An 18,218-nucleotide genomic window follows, 5' to 3' on the forward strand; every position below is an offset into this window, starting at 1 on the left:
AACTTTACCCTCTATGGAATTCTCATCTAAACTTCTGGAGCAAGCCGTTTATGAAATGTCGCAATTACCGGGAATTGGTAAACGCACTGCATTGAGACTGGTTTTACACTTGTTGCGGCAACCCGAAAGTCAAACCGAACAATTAGCAGAAGCGCTTACCGGTTTACGTAGCGGAATCAAATTTTGTAAAAACTGCCACAACATTTCAGATACAGAGCTGTGTGAGATTTGCGCCAATCCTAATAGAGAAGCTGCTATAGTTTGTGTGGTTGAGGACATACGAGACGTGATGGCTATTGAAAATACCAGCCAGTATCGTGGGCATTATCACGTTTTAGGAGGAAAAATTTCACCATTGGATGGCATTGGTCCGCAGGATTTGAATATTTATTCTTTAGTCGAAAAGGTAAAAAAAGGAGAGGTAGACGAACTTATTTTTGCGCTGAGTTCTACGATGGAAGGTGATACGACCAACTTTTACATCTATCGCCAGATCGAATCTTTTGGGATTAAAACTTCTACGATCGCACGAGGTATTGCGGTGGGAGATGAGCTCGAATTTGCTGATGAGGTTACTTTGGGACGTAGTATTCTCAACCGTATTCCGTTTGAAAATTCATTAAAGCAGTAACTATGTTGCTTTCGGTGATCATACTTTCGTACAAAGTGCCGTATTATTTACAGCTTTGTTTAGAAAGTGTGCAACGTGCAACTCAAGATATCGAAGCCGAAATAATTGTTGCTGACAACAACTCTTCAGATGAAACGGCGTATCTGGTCACAACTTATTTTCCGCAGGTACATTTTATTGAGAATTCAGAAAATCTTGGTTTTGCTCGGGCGTACAATCAAGCTGCTCAGCAAGCTAAAGGGAAATATTTTTGCATTTTAAATCCAGATACGGTGCTTCCCGAAGCTTGTTTTAAAACTCTTCTGGCTTTTGCTGAAAAGCAGCAAAATTTTGGCGCTTTAGGTCCCAGATTGATCGATGGCGCCGGGGTATATCTTCCGGAAAGTAAACGCAATATTCCCACTCCAAAAGTGGCACTTAAGAAAATGACCGGAGATACATCATCCTATTATGCTAATCAACTCGCACAGGATGAGGTGGGTTTGGCACCGGTGTTGGTTGGGGCATTTATGCTCATTACACAGTCGGCATATCACGAGCTAGGTGGGTTTGATGAGGCCTTTTTTATGTATGGTGAAGACATCGATCTCAGTTATAGATTGCTTCAGCTTGGCTATGCAAATTTTTACTGCGGAAACCTTCCGGTAATTCATTTTAAAGGAGAAAGCACAATAAAAGATCGCCGGTATTTCCGAAGATTTTATAAAGCAATGCATATTTTTCAGCGGAAGCATTTTTCGCAAGGTTTCGTGTCTGATAAGCTTTTAGCACTGGTTTTAAACTTTTTAGCATTCAGTAAAAATCAAGAAACGCTTGATAAAATAACGAGTGAAGAATCGTTGGAGCGCGCGTATTGGTGTTCTGATAGCGAAATTCCGAAAGGCTTAGTAACTAAATTGAAGCCTCAAATGAAATGCGAGTCTATTCGTTTAGATCAGATTACGACAAAATTACCGCCCGGAATACTCACTTTTGATATGAATGCGCTGTCATTTACGGAGGTGATCTCAACGATGCAGCTGTTAAAAAACAGCAAAAATAGGTTTCGCATACGCCCCTCAAATTGTAATTTTATCCTCGGAAGCGATGCCTCTACACATCGCGGGGCCTTACTAAAATGGTAGGCGGTTTAAATAAAAATCGTTTTCATAAGCTTTATTTTAGTAAATTCGCAAAAAATTAAAGTCAACTAATATTTATATTGATAATATGGCAAGATTTGAACTGAAATTACCGAAAATGGGAGAAAGCGTCGCTGAAGCTACAGTGACAAACTGGCTCAAAGAGGTAGGGGATACCATTGAATTGGATGAACCCGTTGTTGAGATTGCCACAGATAAAGTTGACAGTGAGGTTCCAAGTGAAGTAGAAGGTGTATTGGTAGAAAAGCTTTTTGAAGCTGACGATGTAGTACAGGTAGGGCAAACCATTGCGATCATTGAAACAGAAGGAGAAGGGGATGCAATGCCAGAACCGGCTACGAGTGAAGCAAGTGAGGATAACACTTCAGAAGAAGAAAATGCTTCAGAACAGGCGGCTGAGCAAATGCTTACAGAAGCAAAAGAAACTACTTCAACACCGAGCATTAGCAACGATGGAGAGCGTTTTTATTCTCCTTTAGTAAAGAGTATTGCTCAGGAAGAAGGCATTGCTCAAGAGGAATTAGATCAGGTTGAAGGCACCGGTTTAGAAGGCCGTGTAACTAAAGATGATATACTTACTTATGTAGCTAAGCGTAAAGACGGCGGAGCGCCATCTAAGCCTGCGACCAAACCAACACAGGCGGTTAAACAAGAAACACCGGCTGCTCCGGTAAGTGTTAACGGAGGTGACGAAATCATTGAGATGTCGCGTATGGGCAAAATGATCTCAAAGCATATGATCGCTTCGGTGCAGACTTCGGCACACGTACAATCGTTTATAGAGGTTGACGTAACCAATATTTGGAACTGGAGAAATAAGGTAAAGAATGAATTCCAAAAACGAGAAGGAGAGAAGTTGACGTTTACTCCAATCTTTATGGAAGCCGTGGCGAAGGCAATTCGTGATTTCCCAATGATCAACATTTCGGTTGATGGAGATAAAGTCATTAAGAAAAAGGATATCAATCTGGGTATGGCTGCGGCACTCCCTGATGGAAATTTAATTGTTCCTGTTATTAAAAAGGCAGATCAATTGAATTTAGTAGGAATGGCTAAAGCGGTTAATGATTTGGCTTCAAGAGCCAGAGCCGGAAAGTTAAAACCAGATGATACCGTTGGTGGAACATATACTGTGACTAACGTAGGTACTTTTGGTAGTGTTATGGGAACCCCAATTATTAATCAGCCACAAGTAGGGATTTTAGCGTTAGGAGCGATTAGAAAAGTTCCGGCGGTAATAGAAACTCCTGATGGTGATTTTATAGGAATCAGACAAAAGATGTTCTTATCACATTCGTATGACCATCGCGTGGTAAATGGTGCTCTGGGTGGGCAATTTGTTCAGCGTGTTGCGCAGTACTTAGAGGCTTGGGACGTGGATCGAGCAGTTTAGAACTGTTGAGCGCATCTTGAAAATATATAAAAACCTATGAGATCTTAACTTCACAGGTTTTTTTATTGGCACCGTCAAAGAGTTAATACTCCGTCTAGAGAACTGTGGAGATGCATCGAAATTGAAAATTCGTTTTCGCGGAATTCATCTTGAGTTTGTCCTCAGGTAGTTTAGTAATTTAGTGCAGAATGTAGGCTGTCTAAGACAGCGCCTCAACAAAATTGTGTAGTAATTGTAATGCAGGGACTTCTTCTGCGGCTTGCGCACTTAAAGGTTTTAAATGATCGTACGATTTCTTTTTTTCTGAAGCCCCTAGCGTATCGAGCTGTGTATTGGTAAGTTTTTTATAATACATGTCCCAAGCTCCAAAGCAGCGTTTTGTAGAACTTCCTTCAGATAAAATCTTCAGATCAAAATGCCTGGGATCTGTGGTAATCTTTTTATAAATCTGATCAAGTGCTGGTTTATCACCCTCAATAAATTGAATAAAATGGCCGTCAAGATGAATTAAGATTCCGGTGAGTCCTAGTAAAGCATTAGAGGTTCTTGCGTGTTGAAGTAAGCTTTCTAAGTCCGAATCGTTTAGAATAAAACTTTGCGTGCTTAGATAAGCGATATGCGAAATCATTTTCGTTAAAAAGTTGGTTGTTTTGTAAATATAACGCGGTTTGGGATGTTAAACAAAAGAATAATCTGTAACTTTTTAACGTATAAAATACGTTTATTAATGTGATTCTTATAAAATTGGTAATCGTACTTTTGTAGAAAATTTATAGCAATGAATCTTAACCTAACTCGACCTATTTGCTTTTTTGATCTGGAAACAACCGGAATTAATGTGGCTAAAGACCGCATTGTTGAAATTTCGGTATTGAAAGTTTTTCCTGACGGAAAGGAAGAAAAGCATACCTGGCTCGTAAATCCTACTATACCCATCCCTGCTGAAACCACAGCGGTACACGGCATCAAAGATGAAGATGTAGCAGATAAACCCACATTTAAAGAATTGGCTACAGAGATCAACAACCTGATCAAAGATTCTGATCTGGCCGGTTTTAATTCTAATCGTTTTGATATTCCGCTTTTGGCTGAAGAAATGTTGAGAGCTGAAGTTGATTTTGATATGAAAAATAGAAATGCCATTGATGTACAGACTATTTTTCACAAAATGGAACAGCGTACCTTAAGCGCAGCTTACAAATTTTATTGTGATCAAACTTTAGAAGATGCGCATAGTGCAGAGGCTGATACGATCGCCACTTATGAGGTGTTGAAGTCGCAGCTTGATCGTTATGAGGATCTCGAAAATAATATGAAAAGTCTGGCGGAGTTTAGTGCGCGTAAGAAGTTTGCGGATTTTGCCGGATTTATTGCCTTTAACAAAGAGGGAGAAGAGATCTTTTCTTTCGGAAAACACAAAGGGAAGAAAGTAGAAGAGGTGCTAGAAAATGAGCCTGGCTATTTTGGATGGATTCAGAATGCCGACTTCCCGTTGTATACTAAAAAAGTATTGACGGCAATAAAGCTCAGAAAATTGAACACCAAGCTTTTCTAGGCAATGTCTCGTGTATTTTTCCTCTTTGGTTTTCTATTAGCAAGTAGTCTCGTATTTGCTCAAGAAACTGCATTTAGAGGAAAAGTGATTGATGCAAATTCTAAAGAAGGTGTGCCTTATGCGCATTTGATCTTACCTGAACTCAAACGCGGAACTTCGGCAGATGTGCACGGTGATTTCAGATTCGAGGCAGGCGATGTTGCTCAGTCTATGCAGGTGCTCGTGTCAAGTGTTGGTTATGAGACTAGAACGCTTTCACTAGGCGCTATGAGTGAAACTATAGCGCTTCAGCCCAGCTTAAATGCATTGCGGGAAGTCGTGATTTATGATCTTCAAGATCACCGTAGTAAGCGCATAAATCCGTTTGTAGGGGCAAAGATCGTGGGCTTGGGTAATTTTAGTGGTGGCGCTTATCCTTCTGCTTTAGCACGCTATTATGCGCGACCTAAAAAGTTTGATCAAGGATGTTTTTTGAAGAATCTTGAAATCGACTTTTATCGGGTGTTGGGTGCAGACAACCCGGCTGCAAAATTTAGGTTGCGTATTTTAGAAGTTGCTGAGGATGGGCTTCCGGGTATCGATCTTCTGGATGACGGATTAGTACTGGAAAAGCCTGAAAATGCAGCCAAAATGAAAGTGAATATGCTGCCCTATAAGTTAAATGTTCCTTCCGAAGGCGTATATATTGTAGTTGAGCATTTATTTATTCCGGAGAATAAATTTACCGAAATTCTAAGTGTTCAAAACAATGAAGGCTATTATATCAATTATGAAGTAGAGCGCTATGCGCCTATCTTTAAAGGTGTTGAAATTGCAAAAAACCAGAGCAACCCGCGCTGCTTTTATAAAAGCTTAACCGGCTGGAAACCGGTTACGCAATTAGATACAGCAGGCAGTGCTTTGGCGGGTAACGCGCCGGCACCTGCTTTTAAAGTTTTATTTACAGATTAGACGATGAAAATTATTTGCATAGGTCAGAATTACAGCGACCACATAAAAGAATTGAACAGCAAGGCGTCATCAGAGCCTATGTTTTTTTTAAAGCCAGATTCGGCGGTATTGCTTAAGAAGCATCCATTTGTGATTCCTGAATTTACTAATGAGGTGCATTATGAGGTAGAGCTTCTGGTGCGTATCAATCGGTTAGGGAAATATATTCAGCCTAAGTTTGCGCATAAATATTATGATGAAATCGGTTTAGGTATTGATTTTACTGCACGTGATTTACAGCGGGAGTGTAAAGAAAAAGGGCATCCTTGGGAAAAGGCCAAGGGCTTTGATGGTTCGGCGGTTTTAGGAGATTTCTGGGTGCCTAAAGAAAAGTTCAAAGAATTGAATGATATTAACTTTCATTTAGAAAAAAATGATAAAATTGTGCAATCAGGGAATACGGCTAATATGATTTATGATATTGATACCCTGATCGCGCACGTGTCTCAATTTATGACCCTCAAAATTGGTGACATATTATTTACAGGAACACCTGCCGGGGTAGGGCCTGTAGCAATAGATGATAGATTGACCGGCTATTTAGAGAATGAACCCATATTTACTGTGAATATAAAATAACCTTAAATCAAAAAACTTATGCCCACCCACTACGATTTATATCAGTTAGAAGATATGTCTGGCGGCGACAAAGAATTTATGAAAACTGTTGTCGAAGCATTTCTTACCGAAATTCCGCCTGATCTTGAGAGTATGCAAATGGCAATTGACAATGACAACCATAAAATGGCGTATCAATTTGCTCATAAAATGAAGCCTAACCTAGAAATGTTTGGGATAGATCTTATACGTGAAATTTCGGCGATGGAACGCTGGGCTGATAGCAACAAACCTACTTCTGCGATCAGACCGCAGCTTAATACCATCGTGACTTATATTAATAATGCAATAGAAGAAATGCGCAAAGACTGGAAGATGTAATGCGAGCTCATATTATTACCATTGGTGATGAAATACTTATAGGTCAGATCGTAGATACCAACTCGGCTTTTATTGCGAAAGAACTCGATAAAATAGGGGTTGAAGTGTATCAGATCTCTTCGATCTCAGACACTAAAGAGCATATTGTACATTGTCTTGAAGAAGCTCAGAAAACTACTGAAATCGTATTGATCACAGGCGGTTTAGGCCCAACAAAAGACGATGTCACTAAACATACCTTTTGCGAATTTTTTGATGATGTTTTAGTAGAAGATCAAGCGGTACTACACAACATTGAACGCATTTTTAAGCATCACGTCAATAGGCCTATGCTTCCGGCAAATCGCTCGCAAGCACTTGTGCCTAGTCAGGCTACGGTTTTGATGAATCATAACGGCACTGCACCCGGAATGTGGATGAAATCAGGTAAAACGGTTTTTATATCGATGCCCGGTGTGCCTTTTGAGATGAAAGGTTTGATGACTTCTGAGGTTATTCCGCGGCTTCAGAAGGAATTCAGCAGGCCTTTTATTTTGCATAGAACGCTACAAACCTACGGGATGGGGGAAAGCGAGATCGCAGATCGAATAGCTGATTGGGAAAATGCACTTCCTGCAGATATTAAGCTTGCTTATCTGCCTGCACTGGGAAAAGTACGTCTTCGACTTTCGACTAAAGGACCGGATAAAGCTTTACTAGAGCAACGTCTAGACGAGCAGATCAAAGGTTTGCACGCACTTATAGGAGAAATTATAGTAGGTTATGATGACGGGGAATCTATTGAGGCTGTGGTCGCGAGACTATTAACCGAAAGACACCGCACCTTGGCCGTTGCAGAAAGTTGTACCGGCGGGCAGATTTCAGCGGCAATTACAAGTATCCCGGGGGCGTCAGCTTATTATAAAGGCGGAATGGTCACCTATGCCACACATTCAAAAGTTGAATTGCTAAAAATAGAGCAGAAGCTTATTGATGAACATTCGGTGGTGAGTGCAGAAGTCGCAGAAGCGATGGCACGATCGGTACAACAATGGTATGGAGCAGATTATGCAATTGCCACTACAGGAAACGCCGGACCCACGAAGGGTGATTCTGATGCAGATGTTGGCACGGTTTACATAGGGATTGCTTCGCCAAGCGGCGTAGTTGCTCATAAATTTATGATGGGCAGTCAGCGCGAACGAGTAGTTTCAAAAAGCGTCAATAAAGCTTTTGAACTGCTTCAGAAAGAAATTTTAAAAAACTCGTAATTTAAGTTGGTCAACTTGTTTTAGTTGTGTAAATTTGCACCCTGTTTTTCAGTAACACATTATAAAGTTTAGAATCATGTCAAGAGTTTGTGAGCTTACGGGCAAAAAAGCAATGGTAGGAAACAATGTTTCTCACGCGATGAATAAGACCAAGCGTAAATTTGATGCCAATTTAATCAAAAAGCGTTTCTATATTCCTGAAGAAGATAAGTGGATTACATTAAAAATTTCTACAGCCGCTCTTAAAAATATAAATAAGAAAGGTATTACTGCTGTGCTTAAAGAAGCACGCGCTAAAGGCTTTCTTACTAAATAATAACGGTATAACGATTAGGAATTATGGCAAAGAAAGGCAATAGAGTACAGGTAATTTTAGAGTGCACAGAGCATAAAGCTTCTGGGAAACCAGGAACTTCTCGTTATATTACCACTAAGAACAAGAAGAACACACCAGATAGAATGGAGTTGAAAAAATTCAACCCTATCTTGAATAAAATGACTGTTCACAAAGAAATAAAATAAGACATGGCAAAGAAATCAGTAGCAACATTACAGACCGGTTCAAAACGTTTGACCAAAGCCATTAAAATGGTAAAATCTCCTAAGACAGGAGCTTACACTTTTGTGGAAGCTGTTATGGCACCAGAAATGGTTGGAGAGTTTTTAGACAAAAAATAAGACATTCTAAATGTTTATACGTAGCCGTTACACTTTGGTGTAACGGCTTTTTGTATTTTTTTATTTTTGTCTCAATTTTAAACAAGGTTAAAGAGATACCTTTGCGTTGTTAACTATGCATCTTAAATACGATGAGTTTTTTCAAAAAAATATTTTCAAAGGAAAAAAAGGAAACTTTAGACAAAGGTCTAGAGAAAACCAATGCTAACTTTTTAAACAAGTTAGGTAAAGCTGTTGCCGGTAAAAGCAAGGTTGATGATGAGGTGCTTGACGATCTTGAAGAAGTATTGGTTTCAAGCGATGTGGGCGTTGCGACCACTATAAAGGTCATTGACAGGATCGAGGCTCGTGTGGCACGCGATAAATATTTAGGGACCGAAGAACTCAATACTATTTTAAGAGAAGAGATCGCAGGTTTGATGAGCGAGACCAATACCGGTGACGCTACAGATTTTACCGTTCCTGCTAAAAAGCCTTATGTGATTATGGTAGTTGGTGTAAACGGTGTAGGGAAAACTACAACCATCGGGAAACTGGCACATCAATTCAAGCAGAAAGGACTTAAGGTGGTTCTTGGTGCGGCAGATACGTTTAGAGCCGCAGCGATAGATCAATTACAAATTTGGGCTGACCGGGTAGATGTTCCTATCGTAAAACAGCAGATGGGAAGTGACCCGGCATCGGTGGCTTTTGATACCGTACAGAGCGCTGTAAAGATGGATGCTGATGTGGTGATCATTGATACTGCCGGGCGTTTACATAATAAGATCAATTTGATGAAAGAATTGACCAAAGTAAAACGTGTGATGCAGAAAGTGATCGATGATGCTCCTGACGAGGTTTTATTGGTCTTGGATGGTTCTACAGGTCAAAATGCATTTGAGCAGGCTAAGCAGTTTACAGCGGCTACAGAGGTGACTTCGCTTGCTGTTACCAAGCTAGACGGAACCGCAAAAGGCGGTGTTGTCATTGGTATTAGCGACCAGTTTCAAATTCCGGTGAAATACATTGGTGTAGGAGAAGGAATTGATGATTTACAGGTTTTCAATAAAATTGAATTTGTTGATTCATTTTTTAGAAATTAGCAGCTAAACACTATTAAATAAGAAGGCATCCACAATTGTGAGATGCCTTTTTGTATTTTAGGGTGAAATTTAAGCACCCTATGAAACAACTACTACTTCTATTAAGTCTTGTCTTTTTAATTTCCTGTAAAGAAACCTCTTCAAATGCTTCTACTGAAGAAGCAACTCAGACCTTAAATGACTCTACTGTTCAAGAACGCGAATATGCCGTTTTAGACTCTAAAGTCTTAGATGCTGAAGCACTTTGGAAGCCGTTTAATTTTGAAGTGAAGACGTTTACCAAAACAAAATACGATCAACTCAAGCCTTTTATTTTTGAGAAGACCATTCCTGAAATTCAACAGGCTGTGGCTCAGGGTCAACTTACTTATGAAGAGTTGGTTCTTTTTTATTTAAGCCGAATTAAAAAATACGACCGCAACAACGACTTGTCTTTAAATTCTGTTATAGCGTTAAATCCTAAAGTTTTGGATCAGGCCCGCGAATTAGATGAGAACCGTGCAGATGACTTAGATCCATATGCTATTTATGGAATGCCTATTCTGCTGAAGGATAACATCAATGCAGCAGATATGCCTACTACTGCGGGAGCAGTGGTTTTTGAGGATAATGACACCGGTGATGCTTTTATCACTCAAAAGCTTAAAGAGCACGGTGCGCTTATTTTAGGAAAAGCCAATTTGAGCGAATGGGCGTATTTCTTTTGTGGCGACTGCCCAAGCGGTTATTCGGCAGTGGGCGGACAAACCTTAAATCCCTACGGAAGAAAAATACATGACACTGGTGGCTCTAGTTCGGGTAGTGGCGTTGCAATGGCTGCTAATTTTGCGGTTGCAGCGGTAGGTTCAGAAACCAGTGGTTCTATACTTTCACCATCCAGTTCAAACTCGGTTGTAGGTCTGAAGCCAACAATTGGTTTATTATCTCGCGGCGGGATCATTCCTATATCTAGCACGCTAGACACACCTGGACCTATGACCCGCAGTGTAATTGACAATGCGATCTTGTTACAGGCAATGACCGGTCTTGACGAAGACGATGCGGCCGCTGTTAATTTAAAAGCAGCATCCACTGATTATGTAAACGGATTAAAAGATGTAGAGGCGTCTGCTTATTTAAGCGAAAAGCGTCTAGGCTATTATACCAATTATGATGATACGCTTTATCTGCAAGCTGTTGAAGCGTTGCGAAAAGCCGGAGCCACATTAATACCTATTGAACGTCCGGAAGTTGATTTACCGCAGTTTACGCGTGTTCTCAATCTTGATATGCAGAAGGATTTACCGGCATATATTGCCAATTATGGATCAAAGAATCTGGCGGTGAAGGATCTTAAGGATATCACAGGATTCAATAAAAAAGATTCTTTGATCAGAATGCCTTATGGTCAGAAGCTGTTATACGGTGTGCTTGCAGATTCTGCTTCAACGGAAGAATTTACAGCCATAAAAGATACACTAGAACGTAATGGAAGACGCTTTTTTGACGAACCTATGAAAGCCCAAGACCTTGATGCGGTATTATCTATCAATAATTATATGGCGGGCTACGCGGCTGTGGCAAAATATCCGGCAGTTACTGTGCCTATGGGCTATCAAGAAGATAACCGCCCTATGGGATTGACCTTTATTGCTCCTACCTTATCTGAAGCACAGCTTTTAGAACTCGCGTATGCGTACGAGCAAATTTCAAACATGCGTAAAACACCGGCGGATTTTGAAGAGTAATAATTAAAAGACCTCATTCAATACACTCCATAAATCATTATCATAAGAAGTAGGGCCTAAATCCTCAGAATAGGCTGCCGGCCCTAATCTTATAATAACCATTTTTTTACTGGGAATCACGTAAAGCTTTTTATCGTTGGCGCCCAAACCGGCAATGAGATCAACAGGCGCGTTTGGAATTAGTTTTCCGGAAAAGGTTTGTGTAGAACCCGGAAGTTTATAACGAGCTTTTCCATTAAGCCACCAGAGATATCCATAAGCCGGATTGAGTTCTTGAGATGTGGTGGTCATTGCCTTGTAATATGCGCTATTTAGCAATTGGTTTCCATCCCAGTTTCCTTGACTTAAATTAAGTAAACCAAAACGCGCCATACTGCGGGCCGTACTAAAGTAGACGTTGTTATAACCTAAGCTTACCCAGCGCCCATCGAGACCTATTTGAGTCTTTAATTCATTTTCAAAAAAAGATTCAAAACCGTTGGATGTTGCAGCATCTAACACTGGTTGAAGCAAGGTATAATATGCGTTATAGTAATACCATTCGGTATCGGGAGCAGTTTTAAATTGTAAGCATTCAGGATCATAGCACGCGGTATTCTCAGCGGTAAAATCACCTCCCGAAGTCATCGTGAGTTGATTTTTGATCAGAATAGCGTCTTCTTGTTCTGCGGACATGGAGGTCCATCCACGGCCTAAATACGCGGTGGTTTTATCGTTAAGATCCAGTAAATTTTGCTGAGCAGCAATGCCGACTGTAAAAGCCGTCAGGGTTTTTCCGGCGGAATTCCAGGGAAAAACATCCGTTGCTGTTTTTCCATTAAAGTAAGCTTCATAAGCGATTTTTCCGTTATGCAGTATCAAAAATGCTTCGGTATGCGTTGCAGTCAAAAAGCTTTCTAATTCAGCCATTTTAGCGGTATTCCAACCTAGGTCGGTCGGATCGCTCGTGGCCCACTCCGTTCCGCTTAGCGGCGGAAAATAAAGCGTTTCATCTGTAGGATTTTCGGGAGCATTGGTTTCATCAGAAGAACAAGCGATTAACCCTAATACCATCAGCATAAAAAATAAAGCTCTCATAGTCAGAAGGTTTAAGAATCCACTAATTTAAGATATAAAAGCCTTAAAATACCGTATCTTTGCGCCCCAAAATAAAGAGCATTATGCGTACTAAAACCCTTAAGAAGAATAAAATAAACGTGGTGACTTTAGGTTGTTCTAAAAACGTTTATGATAGTGAAGTGTTGATGGGCCAATTACGTGCAAACAACAAAGAGGTGGTGCACGAGGAAGAAGGTAATGTGGTGGTGATCAATACCTGTGGTTTTATCGCTAATGCTAAAGAAGAATCTGTAAATACCATTCTTGACTATGTGCAGAAAAAAGAAGATGGTGTAGTAGATAAAGTTTTTGTTACAGGCTGTCTTTCTGAGCGTTATAAGCCCGATTTGCAGAAGGAAATTCCTAATGTAGATCAGTACTTTGGGACTACAGAATTGCCAGGTTTACTAAAAGCTTTAGGTGCAGATTACAAGCACGAATTGATAGGCGAGCGTCTTACCACCACGCCTAAAAACTACGCTTATTTAAAAATTGCTGAAGGTTGCGACCGCCCTTGTTCGTTTTGCGCGATTCCGTTAATGCGCGGAGGACACAAGAGTACGCCAATTGAACATTTAGTAACTGAAGCTGAAAAACTTGCTGCAAACGGGATTAAAGAATTGATTCTAATTGCACAAGATTTAACCTATTACGGACTAGATCTGTACAAGGAGCGTGCGTTGGCAAAATTATTACGCGAATTAGTAAAGGTCGAAGGGATTGAGTGGATTCGCTTGCACTATGCATTTCCTACCGGTTTCCCGATGGATGTGCTTGATGTGATGAATGAGGAGCCAAAAGTGTGTTTTTACTTAGATATTCCGTTGCAGCATATTTCGACTAAATTGTTAAAGTCGATGCGTCGTGGAACCACCTACGAAAAGACTAATGCACTGCTGAAAACCTTTAGAGAAAGAGTGCCGCAAATGGCGATCAGAACTACTTTGATCGTGGGTTATCCCGGCGAAACTCAAGAAGATTTTGAGTTGCTGCGCGATTGGGTAAAAGAGATGCGTTTTGAGCGTTTAGGTTGTTTTACTTATTCACACGAAGAAAATACCCACGCCTATACTCTTGAAGATGATATTCCGGAAGAGGTAAAAATGGAACGTGCTAATGAGATTATGGCGATACAATCGCAAATTAGTTGGGAATTGAATCAGGAGAAAATAGGAAAGGAATACCGCATCGTCATCGACCGAAAAGAAGGAAACTACTTTGTAGGCCGTACCGAATTTGATTCACCAGATGTAGATAACGAAGTGCTTATAGATGCTACTCAGCATTATTTGAAAACGGGCGAATATGTAACTGTAACTATCACTGATGCAGAAGATTTTGATCTGTACGCTGCGCCGGTAAGTAAATAAAAGGTTATCTTTAGGAATATATATTCCTAGAAATGAAAGCGATCACATCTAAAATTCATAAAAAGCAGCGCAATGCTTTGATAGTTTACGGGCTTTTTTACTTGATAATGGGTATCATCCCACAATTTAATGAGGAGTCTTCTTTAGTTTCTTGGAGTTATATTTTCGTTGGCGTCGTTATGTTAGGCACTATTGGCTATCAAGCGTATAAAGGCAATTACTTTTCCATCATAAAGTGGAATGATAACATTTTAGCTTTTAAAAGCCCTGAATCTAAATTCGTTCAGTTTAAACGTAGCGCAATTAAATCGGTTAAATTAACCGATAAAAGTCTTACCATAAATGCCGGACTGGGCGATGGCGAAATGTTAGATCTTGATTATTTCAAAGCGGAAGATCTGGAGTTTTTTAAAAAGGACTTTGTGGAAGGCGCGCTTACTGAGGCTGAAGCTTATAATCTAGCGGAAGCGTAAACGCAAACCTTCGGTATGACATTGCTCCACTCATTATAACAGCACTGGGCGGGCTATGATTGCCAAAAGCATCAATAACAAAAGTTTCTTTCGCTTTTAGTGAAGATTGCTCCGCATTGTCATAGAGAATGCTTAAAGTCTCTACATCAAGCTTAACGTAAGTACGATCTAAAATTTTTCGAAACTCAAAATGTAGGTAAGGCGGGGTTTCAAACTTCTTATAAAATATTCTAAAGTTATTTTCGTGTAATTGCTTTTGAGCCAAAGCGCGCATAAAATGCAATACAGAGCCATTGTAAGAATCTTCCCGATTCTTTAAATATTTTCTACGTGTTTTTTCTTTCAGTTCCTGAAAAAAGCTGAATCCTTCGTAATATACCATATTCATAATAGGATATTGTATAGACCTTCCCTTATCGTAAGCCACATAAAAATCAGTCAAGGTGTATCTTATGGTGTATCCGAGATGCTTGTTTTCTATAATAAGCGGTTCATTAGCCCAAGCGGAAAGCTTCAGTTTTGACGGACTGTAGTGCAACCCTAACGCATCTTCATTTAATATGCGACACTTTTGTGCTTCGGGTGAATTCCCCAGAAATTGCGTTCTAAAAACGTCAAGTTTACGTTGTCTCGACCACGGATCGGTTTCTAAAAATACCTGATCTAAGGTTTCGGTTTTCTCAGAAAGGTAAACGGGGGGCATTGCGCCATTTGCAAATTTATTAAGGTAGACAGGAGCGTAGCCCATCATCGTGATCACTAAAGGACTCGTAATGCCTTCTTGAACCGGAATACTGTAATGTCCATTTTTATTGGTAATGGTGCCTACGGTTGTACCATCAAAATAGATACTAGCAGCTTCTAAAACAGTAGAGTCTTTTGCACTGTACACATAGCCCTCTAAACGTTGTTGACCAAATAAAGAGCCCGAAAGAATTACCAGCAAGAGGAAACGATAATGCATAAAAAAACTATTACTGCAGTTATAAAACTACAATAATAGTTTTCAAATCTATCTAAATAAAGCTTTATTTCTTCAAAGCTTCTTGAGCCTCAAGATTTTGGTTTACTAACTTCACCTCGAGTCCTAAATCCTGCACTTTTTTAAGTTGGGTTTTAGCATCACCTACAATCACATAGATGAGTTTTTCAGGATCAGCATAGGTGTTTGCCAGTTCTTTGATCTTGTCTAGTGTAATCTCTTTTACGGTTTCCTGCTGATCTAAAATATAATCAGGCTCAAAATCAAGCGTCGCGATTTCGGTAAGATAGCCCAGTTTTGCATATGGAGTTTCAAAACTTCGAGCATTACTTTTAATAAAATAGCCTTTAGTCAACTCTAAGTCATCTGCATCGAAATCTTCAGCATAACTACGCATAATCTCTCTAACTAGCTGCGTGCTTTCTGCAGTTACATTACTACGAACTCCGCTGCTCACGATGAATGGACCGGGGAGGGCAGAACCTGCAAATCTAGATCGCACACCATAGGTGTAGCCTTTGGTCTCGCGCAACATCTGTGTAAGTTCACTTGCAAAACCACCACCACCTAGGCGATAATTCATCATTTGCGCTGGAAGAAAATCAGGATCTTTAGCCGAAAGTGCTGCATAGCCAAATCTCAACTGTGATTGTTTAGCTCCGGGGACGTCAATAAAGTACACCATTCCACGCTCTAAATTGGCTTGCACAATAGGCATTTTTACACTAATATTTTTTGATTTCCATTCTTGGGTTAATGGAGTCAAGGCATTAGTAATGCTACTTTCGTCAAGAGCACCTACTACTTCAATAGTAGAAAGATTAGGAGCATAGGTTTCATAAAATTGCTTTACGTCTTCAAGGCTTAAGGCTTCAACTGAAGCAGTTGTGCCAAGAATATTCTTAGACAGTGTATGATCTGGGCCGTAGATCGCTTTAGCAAAAGCAAGATCAGCGATACTGCCGGGATCTGCTTTTTGCTGCTCTAAGCTCGTGAGTACATTTTTTTTCGCTATCTGAAATTCTTCAGCATCCCAGCGCGGAGTCAAAAGCATCTCAGAAACCAATTGCATCGTTTTATCAAAATTTCGTGCGAGTGTGGTTCCGCTTAGGGTTGTGGCTTCTTGACCAGCATAGACCCGTACCGATGCACCCAATATATCTAGCGCTTCTTCTAACTGCGCTGTAGTTTTATTTTGAGTTCCTTTAGTAAGAAGTTCTGCAGTAAGATTAGCCACTCCACTTTGATTCTCAGGCTCGCTGATCTGACCACCGGCGATTGTTATCGCAAAATTTATAAGCGGAACTTCAGTATTTTCTATCCCATAGATTTTGAGTCCGTTTTCTAATTCTTTTTCCCAAACTTCAGGAACTTTAAGCTGCGGACTTTCGCCGTAAGGTGGCTCAACGGTGCGGTCAAAAGAAGAAGGGGTACGCTCATACTCGGCAGCGATTGAAGGATCAAAAGTTTCTTCGGCGCCGTTTACAATTTTTTCTTCTACAACTTCAGCTTCCTGAGCGTCAGCAAGGGCAAGTGTTGCTTCACCCTTTGGGACAAAACTGGTTACAACATAGTTTTTATTTTTGATGTAGGCTTCATAAACACGCTGAACATCTTCAAGGCTTACTTTTTGAATTTGCTTAATGTCTTCATTGATATAGCCCGGACTTCCGGCAAAAATTTGATATTGTGCCAACTGAAATCCTTTACCCAAAACGCTGCTCAGGCCGTTGTAAAAACGGGTTTCCTGTTTTGCTTTGATACGTTCCAAATCTTCTGCGGTCATTCCGTTACTTTCAAAAAGTGCCAAAGCCTGATCGATTCCTACTTTAACCGAATCAAGATCAACACCTGAATTGGCGCGTACGCTCAAGCTGATTTCTCCGGCGAGTTCTGAGCCGCTATAATACATTCTAGGGTTAGAAGCTAGCTGAAGTTCGTCAATAAGTACCGTATTAAGCGGCGCTTTTTTTCCGTCAGATAAGTATGTGGTTAAAACTTCTAGCGCATAGGAATCTTTAGTGTATTCCGGAGTTGCCGGCCAAGTCATTGTAAGTTGAGGCAGGCGGGCAAAATTATCTTCGTAATATAAGTTCTTGTTTTCAGTAAGCTGCGGAATTTGTTTCTCGAGAGGCGCTATGGCTTCGCCACGAGGAATTTCACCAAAATACTTCTGGATCCATTCTTTAGTTTGTGCTGTATCAAAATCTCCGGCAATAGTCAAGGTTACATTATTAGGAACATACCAACGGTTGTAAAATTCTTTGACATCGGCAAGGGTTGCATTTTGCAAATCTTCTAAAGAACCGATCACTTGCCAGTTGTAAGGATGGTCTTTAGGATATAGATTTTTATGAATCACATAACGCTCGTGACCATAAGGGCGGTTGTCATAGCTTTGGCGCTTTTCGTTTTTTACGACCTGCTTTTCTTTAGCCAAAACTGGATCAGTCACGGTATTGATAAAATAGCCCAATTTATCAGCTTCTGCCCAAATGATTTTTTCTAGGGCATCGCTAGGCACAGTCTGAAAGTAGTTGGTACGATCTCTGTTGGTTGAGCCGTTAGCGCCGCTACCACCTACGCGTGCGCTCAATTGGTCAAGACCACCTTTTCCTAAATTTTCAGATTCTAGAAAAAGTAAGTGCTCAAAAAGATGCGCAAAACCTGTACGGCCTTCCTTCTCCCGTGCAGATCCTACGTGTGCCGTGAGTGCAACACCAACCACGGGATCTGAAGTATCCTTATGCAAAATTACCGTCAGACCATTGTCTAGGGTATATTTTTCATAATCAACTTTAAATTCGGTTTCAGTCGTGTTAGGTTCAGGCTTAGTTTTTTTCTCTTGATCACATGCGATAAAACTAAAGCTCAGGAGCAATAGGTATAAAAAAGTATTTTTCAT

At 40.4% G+C, this 18,218-nt stretch carries 19 protein-coding genes; 15 read left to right on the forward strand and 4 right to left on the reverse strand.

Going from position 1 to position 18,218, the window contains the following annotated elements:
* Positions 1–13: 13 nt before the first annotated feature.
* The 3 genes from recR to LDL79_RS13765 all read left to right on the forward strand — a co-directional run bounded on the left by recR (position 14) and on the right by LDL79_RS13765 (position 3,166).
* Positions 14–631 (forward strand): recombination mediator RecR, encoded by a 618-nt coding sequence (gene recR / locus LDL79_RS13755; RefSeq protein ID WP_167597439.1) that lies wholly within the window; start codon positions 14–16, stop codon positions 629–631.
* A gap of 2 nt (positions 632–633) precedes the next feature.
* Positions 634–1,755, forward strand: a complete 1,122-nt coding sequence (locus LDL79_RS13760) for a glycosyltransferase family 2 protein (protein ID WP_225598115.1) — start codon at positions 634–636, stop codon at positions 1,753–1,755.
* An 85-nt stretch (positions 1,756–1,840) separates the two neighbouring features.
* Complete coding sequence (locus LDL79_RS13765; RefSeq protein WP_225598116.1) at positions 1,841–3,166, forward strand: dihydrolipoamide acetyltransferase family protein; 1,326 nt, start codon at positions 1,841–1,843, stop codon at positions 3,164–3,166.
* Between the two features lie 199 nt (positions 3,167–3,365).
* Here the strand turns inward: LDL79_RS13765 and LDL79_RS13770 are convergent, their stop codons facing one another.
* Positions 3,366–3,794 (reverse strand): BLUF domain-containing protein, encoded by a 429-nt coding sequence (locus LDL79_RS13770; RefSeq protein WP_225598117.1) that lies wholly within the window; start codon positions 3,792–3,794, stop codon positions 3,366–3,368.
* A 150-nt stretch (positions 3,795–3,944) separates the two neighbouring features.
* Between LDL79_RS13770 and LDL79_RS13775 the strand changes: the two genes are divergently transcribed.
* The 10 genes from LDL79_RS13775 to LDL79_RS13820 all read left to right on the forward strand — a co-directional run bounded on the left by LDL79_RS13775 (position 3,945) and on the right by LDL79_RS13820 (position 11,390).
* A complete protein-coding gene (locus LDL79_RS13775) occupies positions 3,945–4,721 on the forward strand; it encodes a 3'-5' exonuclease (RefSeq protein WP_072979655.1) in 777 nt (258 codons plus the stop codon).
* Positions 4,722–4,724: 3 nt separating this feature from the next.
* Positions 4,725–5,672, forward strand: a complete 948-nt coding sequence (locus tag LDL79_RS13780) for a carboxypeptidase-like regulatory domain-containing protein (protein WP_225598118.1) — start codon at positions 4,725–4,727, stop codon at positions 5,670–5,672.
* Positions 5,673–5,675: 3 nt separating this feature from the next.
* On the forward strand, positions 5,676–6,290 hold the full coding sequence (locus tag LDL79_RS13785; protein WP_072979651.1) for a fumarylacetoacetate hydrolase family protein: 615 nt from the start codon (positions 5,676–5,678) through the stop codon (positions 6,288–6,290).
* A gap of 18 nt (positions 6,291–6,308) precedes the next feature.
* Positions 6,309–6,650: an Hpt domain-containing protein gene (locus tag LDL79_RS13790; RefSeq protein WP_072979649.1), complete on the forward strand. Its 342-nt coding sequence runs from the start codon at positions 6,309–6,311 to the stop codon at positions 6,648–6,650.
* Complete coding sequence (locus LDL79_RS13795) at positions 6,650–7,900, forward strand: competence/damage-inducible protein A (RefSeq protein ID WP_225598119.1); 1,251 nt, start codon at positions 6,650–6,652, stop codon at positions 7,898–7,900. The genes LDL79_RS13790 and LDL79_RS13795 overlap by 1 nt, the downstream gene beginning before the upstream one ends.
* 76 nt (positions 7,901–7,976) lie before the next feature.
* Positions 7,977–8,216: a 50S ribosomal protein L28 gene (gene rpmB, locus LDL79_RS13800; protein ID WP_009780710.1), complete on the forward strand. Its 240-nt coding sequence runs from the start codon at positions 7,977–7,979 to the stop codon at positions 8,214–8,216.
* A 23-nt stretch (positions 8,217–8,239) separates the two neighbouring features.
* Complete coding sequence (rpmG, locus tag LDL79_RS13805; protein ID WP_028375871.1) at positions 8,240–8,422, forward strand: 50S ribosomal protein L33; 183 nt, start codon at positions 8,240–8,242, stop codon at positions 8,420–8,422.
* A 3-nt stretch (positions 8,423–8,425) separates the two neighbouring features.
* Positions 8,426–8,578: a DUF4295 domain-containing protein gene (locus LDL79_RS13810; protein ID WP_072979645.1), complete on the forward strand. Its 153-nt coding sequence runs from the start codon at positions 8,426–8,428 to the stop codon at positions 8,576–8,578.
* Between the two features lie 131 nt (positions 8,579–8,709).
* Complete coding sequence (gene ftsY, locus LDL79_RS13815) at positions 8,710–9,663, forward strand: signal recognition particle-docking protein FtsY (RefSeq protein WP_167597429.1); 954 nt, start codon at positions 8,710–8,712, stop codon at positions 9,661–9,663.
* Positions 9,664–9,743: 80 nt separating this feature from the next.
* Complete coding sequence (locus tag LDL79_RS13820; protein ID WP_225598120.1) at positions 9,744–11,390, forward strand: amidase family protein; 1,647 nt, start codon at positions 9,744–9,746, stop codon at positions 11,388–11,390.
* 3 nt (positions 11,391–11,393) lie between these two features.
* On the opposite strand, the gene LDL79_RS13825 is transcribed toward LDL79_RS13820, so the two are convergent.
* The gene (locus tag LDL79_RS13825) at positions 11,394–12,467 is read right to left on the reverse strand and encodes a serine hydrolase domain-containing protein (protein ID WP_225598121.1); all 1,074 of its coding nucleotides are present in this window, start codon (positions 12,465–12,467) and stop codon (positions 11,394–11,396) included.
* An 83-nt stretch (positions 12,468–12,550) separates the two neighbouring features.
* Here LDL79_RS13825 and rimO point away from each other — a divergent pair, with 83 nt between their 5' ends.
* A complete protein-coding gene (gene rimO, locus LDL79_RS13830; protein WP_225598122.1) occupies positions 12,551–13,858 on the forward strand; it encodes a 30S ribosomal protein S12 methylthiotransferase RimO in 1,308 nt (435 codons plus the stop codon).
* Between the two features lie 32 nt (positions 13,859–13,890).
* The gene (locus tag LDL79_RS13835; protein ID WP_225598123.1) at positions 13,891–14,331 is read left to right on the forward strand and encodes a hypothetical protein; all 441 of its coding nucleotides are present in this window, start codon (positions 13,891–13,893) and stop codon (positions 14,329–14,331) included.
* On the opposite strand, the gene LDL79_RS13840 is transcribed toward LDL79_RS13835, so the two are convergent.
* Both LDL79_RS13840 and LDL79_RS13845 read right to left on the reverse strand, forming a co-directional pair.
* Positions 14,294–15,295: a carboxypeptidase-like regulatory domain-containing protein gene (locus tag LDL79_RS13840; RefSeq protein WP_225598124.1), complete on the reverse strand. Its 1,002-nt coding sequence runs from the start codon at positions 15,293–15,295 to the stop codon at positions 14,294–14,296. The two genes, LDL79_RS13835 and LDL79_RS13840, sit on opposite strands and share 38 nt — an antisense overlap.
* Positions 15,296–15,359: 64 nt before the next feature.
* Complete coding sequence (locus tag LDL79_RS13845) at positions 15,360–18,218, reverse strand: M16 family metallopeptidase (RefSeq protein WP_225598125.1); 2,859 nt, start codon at positions 18,216–18,218, stop codon at positions 15,360–15,362.

This window comes from Leeuwenhoekiella palythoae, assembly GCF_020310025.1.
Taxonomy (GTDB): domain Bacteria; phylum Bacteroidota; class Bacteroidia; order Flavobacteriales; family Flavobacteriaceae; genus Leeuwenhoekiella; species Leeuwenhoekiella palythoae.

Coding starts and splice junctions, on each gene's coding strand:
- recR (WP_167597439.1), top strand. CDS start 14: ATGGAATTCTCATCTAAACTTCTGGAGCAAGCCGTTTATGAAATGTCG.
- LDL79_RS13760 (WP_225598115.1), top strand. CDS start 634: ATGTTGCTTTCGGTGATCATACTTTCGTACAAAGTGCCGTATTATTTA.
- LDL79_RS13765 (WP_225598116.1), top strand. CDS start 1,841: ATGGCAAGATTTGAACTGAAATTACCGAAAATGGGAGAAAGCGTCGCT.
- LDL79_RS13770 (WP_225598117.1), bottom strand. CDS start 3,794: ATGATTTCGCATATCGCTTATCTAAGCACGCAAAGTTTTATTCTAAAC.
- LDL79_RS13775 (WP_072979655.1), top strand. CDS start 3,945: ATGAATCTTAACCTAACTCGACCTATTTGCTTTTTTGATCTGGAAACA.
- LDL79_RS13780 (WP_225598118.1), top strand. CDS start 4,725: ATGTCTCGTGTATTTTTCCTCTTTGGTTTTCTATTAGCAAGTAGTCTC.
- LDL79_RS13785 (WP_072979651.1), top strand. CDS start 5,676: ATGAAAATTATTTGCATAGGTCAGAATTACAGCGACCACATAAAAGAA.
- LDL79_RS13790 (WP_072979649.1), top strand. CDS start 6,309: ATGCCCACCCACTACGATTTATATCAGTTAGAAGATATGTCTGGCGGC.
- LDL79_RS13795 (WP_225598119.1), top strand. CDS start 6,650: ATGCGAGCTCATATTATTACCATTGGTGATGAAATACTTATAGGTCAG.
- rpmB (WP_009780710.1), top strand. CDS start 7,977: ATGTCAAGAGTTTGTGAGCTTACGGGCAAAAAAGCAATGGTAGGAAAC.
- rpmG (WP_028375871.1), top strand. CDS start 8,240: ATGGCAAAGAAAGGCAATAGAGTACAGGTAATTTTAGAGTGCACAGAG.
- LDL79_RS13810 (WP_072979645.1), top strand. CDS start 8,426: ATGGCAAAGAAATCAGTAGCAACATTACAGACCGGTTCAAAACGTTTG.
- ftsY (WP_167597429.1), top strand. CDS start 8,710: ATGAGTTTTTTCAAAAAAATATTTTCAAAGGAAAAAAAGGAAACTTTA.
- LDL79_RS13820 (WP_225598120.1), top strand. CDS start 9,744: ATGAAACAACTACTACTTCTATTAAGTCTTGTCTTTTTAATTTCCTGT.
- LDL79_RS13825 (WP_225598121.1), bottom strand. CDS start 12,467: ATGAGAGCTTTATTTTTTATGCTGATGGTATTAGGGTTAATCGCTTGT.
- rimO (WP_225598122.1), top strand. CDS start 12,551: ATGCGTACTAAAACCCTTAAGAAGAATAAAATAAACGTGGTGACTTTA.
- LDL79_RS13835 (WP_225598123.1), top strand. CDS start 13,891: ATGAAAGCGATCACATCTAAAATTCATAAAAAGCAGCGCAATGCTTTG.
- LDL79_RS13840 (WP_225598124.1), bottom strand. CDS start 15,295: ATGCATTATCGTTTCCTCTTGCTGGTAATTCTTTCGGGCTCTTTATTT.
- LDL79_RS13845 (WP_225598125.1), bottom strand. CDS start 18,218: ATGAAAAATACTTTTTTATACCTATTGCTCCTGAGCTTTAGTTTTATC.